This window comes from Ruminococcus flavefaciens, from assembly GCF_900108555.1.
GTDB lineage: Bacteria > Bacillota > Clostridia > Oscillospirales > Ruminococcaceae > Ruminococcus > Ruminococcus flavefaciens_P.
Window position 1 is genome coordinate 1 of the sequence record NZ_FNWV01000009.1, and the last position, 15,198, is coordinate 15,198.

The following is a 15,198-nucleotide window of genomic DNA, read 5'->3' on the forward strand; positions in this document are numbered from 1 at the left end:
TTTTATATACCACAACTTCATATGCAACATCGATGTCTTCATTAACAAATACATCATGGCAGTATTCGGTTACCAATGCTCCTGAAGTTTTTATCTCATACCTTGCTTGGCCGCGATACTGCTCTTTGAAAACAAGACAGATCAGATTGCTTTCATTTCCCGAACCGATGTGAGTTGCACCGTACTTATTGCGGAAGCTGACAGCTTCCTCAAAGGTTGTGGGTATCCAGTCAGGAATAGAACTTTCTGTCATGAATTCTTCTGCATATACTTTTGATGTATTGCTCACATCTGCATTATCTGCAGAAAAAGGGATAATTGCGGTTGCAGCAGCGGCAATTGCAGCAGCTATCTTCTTGAATTTCATAATATTCACCTGCCATTCTTCTGATTTACAGTATATAACTGCTTTATTTCATTATACAGCGATATCTCGCCAAATGCAAGAGATAATTGTACTTTAGTCTATATAGGCTTTAACGTATGAGATTAGTAAAATGTGCGGCTGAAATCGTAAACTTTTTGTGAACACACATTCTTATCTTTTTAACTCTCAGAGAATACATTACGGAGCAGGCTGAAGCTTATACCTGAAAACCTGCTCATTGAGAATCGTCAAAAAGGCAGGAAGTATTATCTTCTTGACTTTGATGCGGCAGATAAACTTTTTGAAGATTCATAATGAATGTGCCGCCTTCGTGCGGCTCTTCTTTTTTACCATCAAAACTAATTATTTACAATTTAACATAGAAATATGATTTGTCGTGTGATATAATTCAATTAAGAGTCACAAAAAAGTCAATTGATTTTAAATTTTTTTGCTGTATTTTGCATATAATCTCGTCTTGTTAGAATAAGATAATTCTTTGCGTTTGGCTTTTCTATTTAAAGCAGTTGTCGATTTAGAAATGGCATGAAAACAGCGGGAATTAAAAATGTTAAACAGGCTATTTCGTTGACTTTTTTGCGGATTTGTGTTAAAATATAGGGTGCTTTTGCGCTAACATATTAGCAAATGACAGGATTCTAGCTTGAAGGGAATGATAGTATGCGACAACCTATTTGGAGCTCATTTGAAGTTGCTCTTTTGATTGATGCATATTGGCGTATAGAGAACGGCCAAATCACAAAGAAACAAGCTGTTTATGATATATCATCAATGTTTCGTCAGTATGCTGTCAACCAAGGAATCGATATTGATGATACCTATCGCAATGAGAATGGCATCAGCATGCGTTTTGAAGAATTACGATATTTGTTTACTGGAGGTAAAACTGGAATAAAGAACACCTCAAAACTTTTCCGTATTATGATAAATTATTATCAGCATAATCAGGAGAAGTATCAGAGAATTCTTGGTACAGCTAAAACAATGTTTGATGATTCGTTTCAAAGAAATAATGGAACGGATAATCATGCTGATACCAGTATTGATAATCATGCTGAAGAAAGTCAGACTGTCAAAGATTGTTCCGATGACATTTTAAACAGTATTCGCGCTCTTCTTGACAAGCGTTTTTCATACGGTTTCAAAATTGATTCAATGCGTGATTTGATACGCTTTAGAAAATTTGCAGAAGAAGAGGATATTGGTAGCATACCAGAGAAAGATGATGAATTAAGATTATTGATTCTTTCTGCTGGCACGTTTATAAATGACAAATTGTTTGCAGAAAATAAAGATCTGTCTGTTGAGCTCCAGAAAATAGTACAGGATATCTTTAATGATGGAAATGCTGTAGTCTATTATGAAGCTCTGTTAGAGCATCATTCAGAATGGATGAATAAGCAGCATATTCTTTCAGAAGAAATGCTGAAAGAACTGTTGCAAAAACAATTTCCTGAATGCTATCATGCAAAGCGCTTCATGATAAATGGGAAAAAGCAAACGGAAAAAGAATGCGTTTCATCAGAATTAAAGAGAATCTGGGGAGATTCAGTCACTCGAACAGTAGATAGCCTCGGTGAGAATCTACCGTATATTCCTACTGAGAATATATGGCGAGCTATTTCTGGTAGTTTGAATTTTACGAGAGTATCAGAAGGCTTGTATTTTCTCAATGATAAACTGATCATGACAGAGGAAGAATGTAGCGCAATAATTGAATATGTTGATAAGGCTTATGAAGAGGAGGGATTTGCGTCATTGGGCGATCTACCTATTGATAGCGTGGAAGAAACTAATTATGAGATCCCTCTTTCTACAATCCAATCAGCAATATATGGAAGACTACTGTCTTCAAAGTACAATCTTAACGGAAGAATCCTAACAAAGGAGAACTCTGAGCTGAATTCAATAGTATTGCTTAAACAATACCTTGCTAAAAAAGAGAGCTGTACATTTGATGAACTATCAGAGAAGAATATTGAACTTACAGGTGTTCCAAATAGAAAGAACGTGTTTCAGGCATTGTATGAGAGTATGGTGCGAATTGATGTTGACCAGTTTGTAGCTCCGGGCTATGTTGAGTTTCCGATAGAGGAGATAGATAGGGTTCTTTCGGGGCTGATTACTGATCATTTCTGTGCAATAAAGGAGATCACTTCATTTGCATTGTTCCCGATGTGTGGACAAAGTTGGAACCATTACTTGCTTGAGAGCTATTGCTATCTGTATAGCAAGCGATATTCTTTATGTCTGATAAATTTTAATGATAAGAATGCAGGTATTATTTCCGAAAAAGATTTCGGGAAAAGCTATATAGAAATGCTTGCAATTGCTGCTGCAAAGACAGATCTGGAATTGACTCCCGAAACAATAGGTGCTTATCTGTTTCAGAATGGATATGCCGCCAAAAGTAAGTTCGGGCAACTGGATGAGGTTGCGGCAATGGCGAAAACACTTAGAAAGGATCTTTGATTCATGTATTCATATTCCTTTGATACACAAACAGGAGGAATTTTACTTAATTCAACCCCAACAAATTTTTCAAAAGAACCCAGACCGGTATACAGCCCGGAAATGGAACTGCTTGGTTTTCGTAACTACTGGGATTTTGATCCTCAAGAAGAAATCCCTTATCTTTGGGCAGAGTCTACTGCGTATTGGTATCGTGGCACTTTAATTGCAAGAATAAAAGGTGGTGACTTATATAATGCACCAGAATTACAGCCGGTGATAGAAGAGGATGGCAGTATTCCATATAGTCGTGAAAAGGGAAATATTCTTCGACCGATTGACATCGAAGCAATGTGTGAAAAAAACAAAGACTTGCTCACTGTCATCGAAGATTCAACGGTTAAGATGATCGTTAAAGAATATGAAAAATTCAATAAGAAACTTGATATCTTTCATGTTGCTTTTTCCGGAGGAAAAGATAGTGCCGTTTTACTCGATTTGGTTAAGAAAGCATTACCTAAAGGCAGTTTTATCGTCATCTTCGGAGATACCGGTATGGAATTTCCTGATACATATGCAGCGGTAGAATATACAAAGCAACAATGTGCGGATGATGGAACACCATTTTATACAGCACGATCTCATTTTGATCCACATGATTCATGGAGAATCTTCGGTCCGCCTGCAAGGGTTCTTCGCTGGTGCTGTAGTGTTCATAAAAGTACACCGCAAACATTGAAAATGCGCGAGATAACAGGCAAAGACGATTATATCGGAATGGATTTTGTCGGAGTACGCGCACATGAAAGCCTTGCCAGAAGCAAATACGAGTTTGAAAATTTTGGAAAAAAACAAAAAGGTCAATACAGCTTTAATCCGATTCTTGAATGGACATCAGCTGAAATATGGCTTTATATGTTTTATAACAAGATTTATATTAATAATACATACCGTAAAGGAAATGCTCGTGCTGGCTGTTTGTTTTGCCCTATGGGTGGAGGTGCAAGTGATTATTTTCGTCATTGTTCCTATGAAAAAGAAATTGATAGATACATTTCGTATATAAAAGATTCATACAATTCAACTGATCCGAAGCAGGTAGAATCATATATTACAAATGGCGGGTGGAGCGCGCGTAAAAACGGAAGAGACCTTCGCGATAATAAATTTCGTTGTGTTGAAAGCACAACAAAGCATATTTTGACAATTACTGTTACTAATCCTTCTACAGACTGGAAAGAATGGATTAAAACACTTGGAATGCTTAGTGTAAATGAAGAAGATTATTCTATTCGTTTTGAGGGGGATACAATCCATTTTCAAGTTAAAGAAACAAAAAATGGGTATGTTGTATCAATCCCTGATTCAATCGTAGTTGAAAAGCCAAAGTTTTCAAAGATGTTCAAGCAGGTTTTCAGAAAATCTGCATATTGCGCAGCTTGTCAGGTTTGTGAAACAAACTGTAGAAATGGTTGTATAAAGTTTACTGATGGAAAACTGACCATTACAGATTGCATTCATTGTTATCAGTGCCATATGATTGACAGTGGATGTTTGTTATTCCATTCGCTGCGTCATCCACAAGGAGGAGGAAGAGCTATGAAAAGTCTCAATTCTTTTGCCGACCATGCACCTAAGCGTGATTGGCTTGTTGCATTCTTTGATTTAAAGGAAGATTTCTTTACAGAGCATACGCTTGGACCGATGATGTATGACATGTTTAGACGCTTTTTGAGAGATGCTGGGTTAAATGAAAAGAATCATTTTACACCATTTGCTGAACTGATAAGCGAGATTGGCTGGGAATCCGATACAGCACTGGGACTAATGCTTGTAAACTTAGCAATGGAGAATCCACAGATAGCTTGGTATATCAATAATATGGATATTGGATACTTCTATGAGCGAAATCAGATAGAAGAACGTCTTATCGCTTTAGATGTTAAACCTAAGGATGCAAAATCAATTGTTAAAGCGTATAAAAGAATAACTGACACTCCATTCGGTACCAGCTTGAATTTTGGTTATGTTACCGATGATGATGACATGGTACGCGCGAAGTGTTCAGTAAGTGACAATCGTGTAATTCTTTATGCTCTATATAAGTTTGCTGAAAAATGCAATATGGATAAGGAGTTCCATGTGTCATACCTTATGGATGATACCATCGATAGGGATGGCGTAAGTCCAATTAGGATATTCGGCCTTTATGACGAGGAAGAGTTGAAATCTATTCTGCTCGGTCTGTCTTCAGCTTATCCGGAATATATCAATGCAACATTTACAAATGATCTGAAGACAATTACTCTTCGTGATAAAACATCAGATGACGTATTAAATCTCTTCCGGGAGGACTAAACCATGGCTACAAAGTATATGAAGTATTGCGAATACTTTGATATTGATGAAGATTATTTCCCATGTATTGACGAATCCGCTATCAACAGCGGTGCAAAATGGGATACTACGTACCCTCATGATACTTTTATTTCGCTTTTAAAAAATACTGAAGCTATGCTTGGCGGTAGCACTAACCGTTCAATCTGGATTCATGGTGCATATGGTACCGGTAAGTCTCAGTGTGCTTTTGCTCTTAAAAAGCTTTTAGAAGTATCGGAAGAGGAAGTTAGAGCATATTGGGGAAAATACGAGCCTCTTAAAAAGGAACCAGCTTTGCTTGAAAAGATTATTGGTCAAAAGAAGCAAGGTATTCTGACAGCGTATCGTTATGCTTCAGGTAGTATCACAACACCACAACAGCTGTTCCTTGCAGTTCAGGAAAGTATTAAGAATGCACTGAATGCAAGTGATTGTGCTTATAAGGGTGAGAATTCTCTGAAAGAAAGTGTTATAGCCTGGCTTGAAGACGATATTCATGCAAATCTTGTTGATGCTCTACTTAAAAGGCCTAAGTGGGAGTCGACCTTTTCACAGTCAACTGCGGAAGAAATTGTAAATAGCTTGAAAAAAAGTTCAGATGTATCTTCTCTTATGAGCAATATATTTGATCTTGCTGCAACTGAGGGTATCACAGCCCTGAATCTGACATCTGATTCGCTTCGTAACTGGATAATTGATATTATTCAGCAAAACAATATCAAGATAGTTTTTATATGGGATGAATTCAGCGATTATTTCCGCCAGAATGGTGATTCACTTGGTGAATTCCAGAAACTCGTTTCTATCTGCCAGGAAGCACCGTTCTATCTTATGATTGTAACTCATCCGCTTTCTTCTTTGACTCAGAAGTATGGATCTGTTAATGATAAAACGAATCCCTGGACAGTTGTGCAGCAGCGATTTGATAAGGTTGAAATTACTTTACCTGATAATATAGCATTCGACCTTATCGGTCATGCGTTTGAAGTTAAGCCTGCTGCTATGGATAATTGGAAGGCTATGACAGACGAGCTTAATTCATATGATAATAATGCACGTTCAGCGGTTGTTAAAGCAGCAAGTATAAAGAGTGAAACTGTTATGCGGGAAATACTTCCGCTTCATCCGATGGCTGCGCTTGTACTGAAAAATATCGCATCTGCTTTTCAGTCGAATCAGCGTAGTATGTTCGATTTTATAAAAACTCCAAAGAATCTGGAAGTAAAAGCTTTTCAATGGTTTATTCAGAATACAAGTCCTTATGACGACAGACCTTTTTTGACTGTTGATATGCTATGGGACTTCTTCTACGAGAAAGGACGAGACTATCTGACATCAGATATCAGATTGATCCTTGATACATTCTCTCAGCAGAAACAGCTTACAGAGAAAGAAGAAATCGTCTTGAAAGCTATTCTGATTCTTCAATCGATAGATCTTCGCCTTGGCGGAGCATTGCCTATACTTAAACCAACTGATCAGAATATCAGCTATGTTTTTGATGGAGACGAAGAGCTACAAAACGAATGTAAGGGCCTTGCCAAAGGGCTTGTAACAAAGGGAATCTTGATTGAGAACCCTATAGCTGATAATAAGAAAGCATACTCAGCTGCTGTTCTTGCAGGAGATAGTGTCAAAATTGAAAACTACAAGAAAGAGATACGTACATCTCAAGGTACAACTGCAAAGCTGGTTTATGAGGGACCTGCCCTGGCTTCTGCACTCAATCTTACACCTCCACTGAAGCTTCGCTATGCAGTAGATGTTGAATCAGGTAAGCTGCCTGTTGTAACAATAGCCGATTTTAAGAAGCAGATGGATGCTCTAAAAAACAAGGATTCAAGTTGGCACTTCTTTGCAGTTCTTGCCGTAGCAAAGAATGAAGATGAAGCAATGAGTTTTCGCTCTCTTATCAAGAGTACAATCAGTGATCCTGTTTATCAGAACATTGTAGTTATTGATGCACTATCAACTCCGCTTACAATGGAATTGTATGAAAAATATGTGGAGTTTTCAGCCATGTCTCTGTATTACAGCGGCAACAACAACCAAGAGTCAAAGAAACAGAATAAACAGGCAAAAGATGTATTGGAGCAGACATGGAAAGACAGGATTCATGATGGACATTTTATTGTCTATACTCATGCTAATCAGGATGGTGAAAAAGCTGTTGGTGCAGCTGCTGTACATACTATCCTTCAGACAATTGTTCTTAATAAATACAGATATGTTCAGGATTTCACTAAAGGCTTGAGTGAATCGCAGCTCAAACTCTCTACCCCAACAAAGATAGCACGTTATGGTATTGGCGGTATTGATGTCAAAGGCTTAATAGCTGGCTGCGAAAAAAGCGTTCTTGGTAAAGTTTGGGAGCGCCCAGATTATTGGAGTGAAGATTCACTTTCAGACGAACCTATAGTTATTATTAAGAAAGCAATCAATAAGATGATTGCAGACAGTTTTAAAGAGAGCGGAAAAATCTCTATCGGTTCAATTTATGACTGCCTAGAATCAACATTTGGTTTCTCTGAATGCAATCTTTCATGTTTTCTTACTGGATTCCTTCTGAAGGAGTATAGTTCCGAACCATATCGCTGTATGGATGCCGAAGGACATCGGGATTCAATGACGCCTGATAAGTTATCTGAAATGATAGGCAACAATTTCGGTGCAAAAAAGAAGCAAAGCTATATTGTTAGTCTTACAGAAGAGGAAAAAGCGTTCTATGAACTGACCGAGTCAGCATGGAGCATTGAGCCTAATTCGTGTTCTTCTCCCAGTCATGCAAGTTCTATGGTGCTTCAGAAAATGAGAACACTTTCATACCCGGTTTGGTGTCTGGAAGATGTCGATACTCAGGGTGTATATGATCTTGTTAAGATGTACATGGAACTTGTTCAAAGCAAGGGTGACGATGCGCATGACATTGCAAATAGAATAGGCAAGATTGCTATTCAGCGTCAGTCTTCTGCACAGAATCTGAAGGAACTTCTGACAACAGACAACTGCAAGAAGGGCATGGAGCTATTCCTGAAGCGGTTCGAAAATAATAAGCTGCTTTCTCTAACAGAAGAGATCGGTGCTCAGGATGTTGTTTTTACTGATATCAAAAACCTTTTCAGTGTAGAGTATTCCGCAATATGGAACGGTAATACCGGTGAGGACGAGCTTAGAAAACTGACAACTGAGTATGAAGTGATTAAGATGACAAACGTCATGCTTAATGTTCACGAGCATTCAAAAAATGGTGCTTTCAGTGCATGGAGAGATACTCTTAAATTTATAGGTTTCTCTTGCGAGTCTATCTGTGCAAAGTATCCGGAATTAACATCATTCTTCAATCAACTCCGTAAAATTGCTAATTATGATGACATTCTTCCGGACGATATGAAAACCATATTTACGGAGATGACAAATCATAGTGCTGAGATCAGAGAAATTCTCAATCATTCTCTCACAGTATTCATGGATGTTTACGCACCGTATCTTGAGGGATTCACAGAATCGGAATGCGAAGAGATCAAGCATTCAATAAAATCCGAGTTGTTTATTGAAACCGCAACTTCAAGCAATGCAATTGTCAAAAAAGCGGCAGAAGATTTCAGAAAGAATCAGTTGAAGGCACAGTTGTTTGCTCTTTGGAAAGAAAAAGCCGGCGGTACAAAGAATCCGCGCTCTTGGTCAGAGCATTTCCGTACACCGATACTGATTTGTGTGAATTCTGCTGATTATTCAGATGCGAAAAAGGCATTTTCAATCTTAAATAGTAATACCTCAAGTGAGTCGGATATCAAGTTTGCGCTTGAGTTTATACAGAATGCGAATTTCTTTACTGATATTGCAGATGCTTCTTTCAGAGATCAAAGATTTTCACAGGCAATAGTTGGTGATTTCAGCTGCTTGTTAACAGATCTTAACGCTGTAAGAGATAATCTTGAAGATCTCGCCATAAGCGCTTATGAATGGAATGACAATCCGCGTGTACGTGATCAAATTACAGCTTTGGCACATAAAGAGTACAATGCAGGCGGAAGTGATCATGTGGTTAAAGAAATCGCTGATATGGATGACTCTGAATTACGTACATGGCTGACAGAGATTGTTAAGAAGGATATGGGCTTAGGAGTAAAGATTATCAATAACAGAAAGGGGTAAGTAGTATGCTTTGCAATGAAGTTTTGAATTATATCTCTTCTGCAAAGGGCGTCCCTTTTTTTTATGTTGTCGGCGACGAAGACTATGCTTCCGTTCTGGACGAATTGAAACAGAAAGGTGTTTCTGTTGTACGGATGAGCGATTTCTGTTTTAAAGACGACAAGTTTCCGAGTATAGATGAGTTGATTGACAATTTCAGAACATCTGATATAGATTATCGTGACAACAAGTTTGTCGTGATTGGGTTAGGTGAATTTCTTGCAATTAAAGGAGCTATGTTTGCTGACAAGGAACTTCGTCGCCTGAAAAGTACTACACTCGGGACTGCAAGAGTAATTCTTCTTCTTCGTGGTGTATCAGAACAAGCCTGTCGGATAATTGAAGATGACAGTAGGATGAGATCACAGAATAGAGCCTATATTTCTGATAATATCATTACTAATGCTAGAATAATGAACATAGCCCCGGAAGCGGGGCTGGTTAAGGATGTAGGAATTAAATACCTTCTCCGCAAGCTTGAGGATGGTGCATGTGAGACTGTTAATGTTGCTACATCATTGAATATGAAAGAATCATTGTTTCCAGTTACAAGTTTATTTGATGCGTATGCGATATTGAATACTACAATCAAAGGTTTTAATCTGAAAAATGAGATAGGAACAAACGAGCAGTGGTCACGTCTTCTGAAAGAAGCGAATGATGCAGGCAGAAACTTAGATGCGTTGTTTGATAGATACTATATCGATGATAGCGTCTTTGATAATCTACATGAAGCTATTACAGGTATTGAATTCAAGAACTGGCTTGCCTTTATTTACTGCAAGTACCACCAGTCTAAGATAGCTAACTCCTACCTTAGATATGTGGTCGAAAAAACGGTAAATTACGAAGATTTTAAGGATAATATACTGACCATGATCGTTTCATTTGTTCATACTGATCCTGAATTCCGCAAAATGTATGACTGTCGCAAGCGATTAGTACGTGAATTCCCTGAAGAGGATATTGCAGTTTTCCTTAAGGCAAACGAGGTCGATCCAGAAGAAAGCATATATCGTTATACTGATAACACTTCTTATGAACGTAAGGCTGTTGTCAAGTGGGTGGCGCATCATGGAATATCTGATGCTATAGAATATGTTTATCCGGCTCTGGCTGCGTACTTGAAGAAATACACCTTTACTTGCCCGGTATTATCCAAGGAACTCACAGAATACGTCTATGCGTATAAGTTCCAAAAAGTTTCAAATAAGCTCAATACTGAGTTTGTGAAGACTGTTGAAGACTATGCCTCTAGTTACCTATATGCTCAACTTCCGACTAGAGACAGTGTGATTCAATCTATTCAAGATAAGAAAAATGCATATTTGTATTGGATAGATGCACTTGGTGTTGAGTACTTGTCATATATTGAGGCATTAGCTAAGAAAAAAGGATTATCCATTCATATTGATATTACTCGTTCAGATCTTCCAACGATTACAAAGCTCAATAAACAGTTCTTCGATAACTGGCCGGGTGAAATGAAATACAAGGAACAGATGCTTGATGATATAAAACACAAGCAGGAAGGCGGATACTTATTTACAAATGATGAGGATCCGATTCATATCCCAGCTGAATTGTCAGTTATTGAACGTGCAATCAATACAGCGGCTATTGAATTGACAATGCGAAAATGCCGTTCATTTATAATTGCAAGTGACCACGGTGCTTCACGCCTTGCTGTATTAAAAAAACAGGAGATTCCATACGAGACAGATACAAAAGGAGAGCATTCCGGTAGATGCTGTGCATACTTTGAAGGCTGTGATGTTCCGTATAAAGTTGTCGAGAACAACTATATTGTTTTGTCAGACTATGGCCGTTTTAAAAAGAGTAGGGCTGCAAATGTAGAGGTTCATGGAGGCGCAACACTCGAAGAAGTCGTTGTTCCTGTAATTACACTTACACTGAAGAAGAACGTATCTGTTCAGATAAAAGTTGTTCAGCCTGATAATATAATACTCGATAGAAGGAAAGGCGTGTCTTTAACGCTTTATATTTCTGAAACGTCTTCAAACAATATATCTGTTGTTTTAGATGATAAAAGATATGCTGGAAGTACTATTAATGGTCAGCATTTTACATTTGATATGACAGATATCAAACGTGCAAAAGACTATACTGTTGATGTCTATGATTCTGAAAATCTAATTGGTACAATTAAGTTTACGGTTAAAGGCAAGACGGCAACAGTAAATGATGACTTTGATAGTCTGTTTTGATAAGGAGAGAATCAATGGAATTGTCAGAGAAATTGCGAGATAATTTTGATGAAATGGTCGTTTTTAAAGACCTTAAGAAAACCAACTTTTTCTCGACGCTAAGTCTGCCAGCATTTATGCGTGACTGGCTTTTAAAAAAGTTTGAAGACGAAGATGGTAATTTCGATAAAGAAGATCTTGCAAGATTTGTGAAGAAATTCATTCCGCGCAAGGATGATTGGAATGCAATCAAGAATGATATCATTATCGAAGGAAAAAAAGTGAAGTTTCTTGCTAAGATCTCAGTCAATATTGATATTAAAACAAGTGAAGTATCATTTTCGTTACCAGATTTTGGACTCAGTTTCAAAGAAACTATCATTGAGAATGATGTCTGGGATGATTGCAAGGATGATTTGGTAAAAGGCCGAGATATATGGGGAATGGTTGAGCTTGGATATCGTTCTCCTGATGATTTCGATATTTCATTTGAATATGAACGGAAGTCATCAAAAGCCAAGAGTTCAAAGGAAGGAAAAATCAAACTTCTTTCGTTTAAGAACTTCTGCCCATATAATATTGACCTAGAAGATTATAAAGATGCAAGAAAAGAGTTTACGATTGACGAGTGGATGAATGTGATTCTTGGCGCAGTTGATTATAACGCAGCTGGTTACGAAACAGAAGAACAGAAACTCACAATGCTTACAAGGCTTCTTCCTTTTGTAGAAAAGCGTTTGAATCTGATAGAGCTTGCACCGAAAGGAACTGGAAAATCATATCTTTTTGGTAATGTAAGTCGCTATGGTTGGCTGTCCAGTGGTGGAGTAATGAGTAGAGCGAAGATGTTTTACGATCAGACAAAGCGACGTGAAGGATTAGTTGCAGGAAGTGATTTTGTCACATTGGATGAAGTTCAAACAATCTCATTTACTGATACTGACGAGATGCGAGCAGCTCTTAAAGGTTACCTGGAACAAGGATATTTCACAGTTGGAGATTATAAGGGCGTCGCTAATGCCGGTATGATTCTCTGTGGAAATATCAGAAAAGAGATTATGGATGCTGATGGATACAGCAATATGTTTACGGAGCTTCCCGAAGTGTTTCATGAATCTGCATTGATTGAACGTTTTCACGGATTCATTAAGGGCTGGAATATCCCTAGAATGAAGGATGATCTTAAAGTAAACGGATGGGCTCTCAACTCTGAATACTTCTGCTCAATCATGCATGAGCTTCGTGATGATATGACTTATAGAAGCATTGTGGACGAGTTTATTATAGTTCCTGAAGGAGCAGATACACGAGATACAGAAGCTGTAAAACGTATAGCAACTGCATATCTGAAACTCTTGTTTCCTAATGCTCAGAGTGTTTCTGATATCTCACCAAGAGAGTTTAAACGCTATTGTTTTGATCGAGCTAGAAGAATGCGTGATACGATCAAATATCAATTGGGATTGCTCGATAGTGAGTATGCGGGTAAGGATCTGCCATCTTTCAAAATAATGGGAATGGATACAATGTGATATGAACCAGAAAATATGCTATGTTTGCGGTAAGGAACCGCTTTCCAAAAACGAAATAGGATTGACAAAGAAATTGATCAATCAGAAGGCAAAGTCGTTTTACTGTATTTCTTGTTTAGCTGAAGAACTGGATGTGACTGTAGAAGAATTGCAAGCTAAAATCGAGGACTTCATAAATGACGGTTGCAAATTGTTTTCGTAGGTGATTAAATGAAACAGTTTATTTACGCTGATAATGCAGCAACAACTAAGTTGGATCCTGTTGCATATGAGGCTATGTTACCATGGTTGAAAGAGGAATACGCTAATGCTTCGCAGCCATATTCGTTCGCTAGATCAGCCAAAAAAGCTATTGCAGAAGCAAGGAGTTTAATTGCAAGGTGTATTAATGCTGAACCTGAAGAGATATTCTTCACGTCAGGAGGTACGGAAAGCGATAATTGGGCGATTAAGGGGGCGGCATTTGCTGATACTGAGCATAGGGCGATGATCACATCTCAGATTGAGCATCATGCAGTGCTACGCTCTTGTGAAGCTATTGAACGGTTAGGCTATCCTGTTATATATTTGCCTGTAAATAAAGATGGAACAGTTTTACCTGAAACACTAGAGCAAAATATAACAGATAATACTCGCCTTGTGTCGGTTATGTTTGCAAATAATGAGATTGGCACAATTCAGCCTATAAAGGATCTTGTTAGAATTGCGCATAAGCATGGAACCATATTTCATACTGATGCTGTTCAGGCTGTAGGACATATTCCAATTGATGTTCAAGAATTAGGCGTAGATCTTCTGTCTGCTTCAGCACATAAGTTTAATGGGCCTAAAGGCATTGGTTTTTTGTATATTCGTCAAGGAACATCCATTGTGTCGTTTATGGACGGTGGCTCACAGGAAAATGCTTTGCGTGCCGGAACTGAGAATGTTGCCGCTATTGTTGGTATGGCAACTGCTTTAAAGGAAAACTGTGACCATTTAAACGAAAATATAGAACATATTCATGAGTTAGAAAATCAGCTTATTACAGCTATGAACGAATCAGGAGTTCAGTATGTTCGTAACGGTGGAAATACTATACTTCCTGGTTTGTTGAGCTTATCGTTTATGAATCAGAGCGGCGAGACCATGTTACATAGGCTTGATCTTAAAGGTATTGCTATATCCACTGGGGCTGCTTGTAATGGTGACAATGATGAGATTTCACATGTGCTACAAGCAATCAATTTAAAGGAAGAATTTGCTTTGGGAACCATTCGAGTTTCCATTGGAAAACAATGTAACGAAGGCGATATTTCAGAAATATTAAATAGTTTAAAGCAGATTATTAAAATTAGACATTAATGTTGACATCGTTTTGGGATACCAATCAATATGATCTCATGTATTTAAATATCTTAACGGAGGATAATTATATGTCAAACAGAAGATATGTCGATTATAAACCAACTATATATGAATATGATAGAACGAATAATTTACGTTTTGTTTTAGGGAATTATGGAAAAAAGACATTGGTATGTGTGGCGATAAATCCTAATACTGCCGACGCAGATACATCAGATAATACTATGAATGATTTAATCAAGTTTTCACGTCAACAAGGTTATGATGGGTGCATAATGATTAATCCTTATCCATTAATATGTAACAGCCCTTCAAAATTACCGATAGAATTTGACAGAAAAATATGTGAAGCTAATTTAAAGTATATATCTTCGGTATTTGAACATTGTAAAGGAGGCGATCTTCTTTTATCGTGGGGAGATTATATATTAAAAAATCATGATTTTAAGGAACAGGTTGCCATAATATTGAATAAAGCTAAAGAAAAGAAAATGAGATTAATACATATTAACAGTTTGACCAAGGGTGGAAACCCAAGACATTTCCGTAATTTATGCAGGGATAAAGAATATAATGCTGGAAAATATAATGTTAATGTAATAAAGTATTAGCCAATATATTGAATGAATCTTAAGCTCGCCTATTAAGGGCGAGCTTGTCATTATTATCTTTATATAAAACTTATGAGAGGACATGGGGA

The 15,198-nt window shown here is 37.6% G+C and carries 8 protein-coding genes; 7 read left to right on the plus strand and 1 reads right to left on the minus strand.

From position 1 onward, the window contains the following. Positions 1-367 (minus strand): hypothetical protein (locus BLW60_RS12055; protein ID WP_139283414.1); only part of this gene is annotated, 367 nt, incomplete at its 3' end. A 681-nt stretch (positions 368-1,048) separates the two neighbouring features. Between BLW60_RS12055 and BLW60_RS12060 the strand changes: the two genes are divergently transcribed. The 7 genes from BLW60_RS12060 to BLW60_RS12095 all read left to right on the plus strand — a co-directional run bounded on the left by BLW60_RS12060 (position 1,049) and on the right by BLW60_RS12095 (position 15,109). Continuing rightward, positions 1,049-2,860 carry a hypothetical protein gene (locus BLW60_RS12060; protein WP_072949697.1) on the plus strand — a complete coding sequence of 604 codons (1,812 nt, stop codon included), beginning with the start codon at positions 1,049-1,051 and terminating at the stop codon, positions 2,858-2,860. Positions 2,861-2,962: 102 nt separating this feature from the next. After that, positions 2,963-5,197 (plus strand): phosphoadenosine phosphosulfate reductase domain-containing protein, encoded by a 2,235-nt coding sequence (locus BLW60_RS12065; protein ID WP_207645940.1) that lies wholly within the window; start codon positions 2,963-2,965, stop codon positions 5,195-5,197. Positions 5,198-5,200: 3 nt separating this feature from the next. Beyond that, positions 5,201-9,373, plus strand: coding sequence for a hypothetical protein (locus tag BLW60_RS12070; protein WP_072949693.1), 4,173 nt, complete (start codon positions 5,201-5,203; stop codon positions 9,371-9,373). A 5-nt stretch (positions 9,374-9,378) separates the two neighbouring features. After that, entirely contained in the window at positions 9,379-11,640 is a 2,262-nt protein-coding gene (gene pglZ, locus BLW60_RS12075; protein ID WP_074717707.1) for a BREX-4 system phosphatase PglZ, read from the plus strand. Between the two features lie 14 nt (positions 11,641-11,654). Then, entirely contained in the window at positions 11,655-13,151 is a 1,497-nt protein-coding gene (brxL, locus tag BLW60_RS12080) for a BREX system Lon protease-like protein BrxL (RefSeq protein ID WP_074717710.1), read from the plus strand. Positions 13,152-13,361: 210 nt separating this feature from the next. Then, a complete protein-coding gene (locus BLW60_RS12090) occupies positions 13,362-14,495 on the plus strand; it encodes a cysteine desulfurase family protein (RefSeq protein ID WP_072949686.1) in 1,134 nt (377 codons plus the stop codon). A 71-nt stretch (positions 14,496-14,566) separates the two neighbouring features. Then, positions 14,567-15,109 carry a DUF1643 domain-containing protein gene (locus BLW60_RS12095; RefSeq protein WP_074717713.1) on the plus strand — a complete coding sequence of 181 codons (543 nt, stop codon included), beginning with the start codon at positions 14,567-14,569 and terminating at the stop codon, positions 15,107-15,109. Positions 15,110-15,198: the final 89 nt, after the last annotated feature.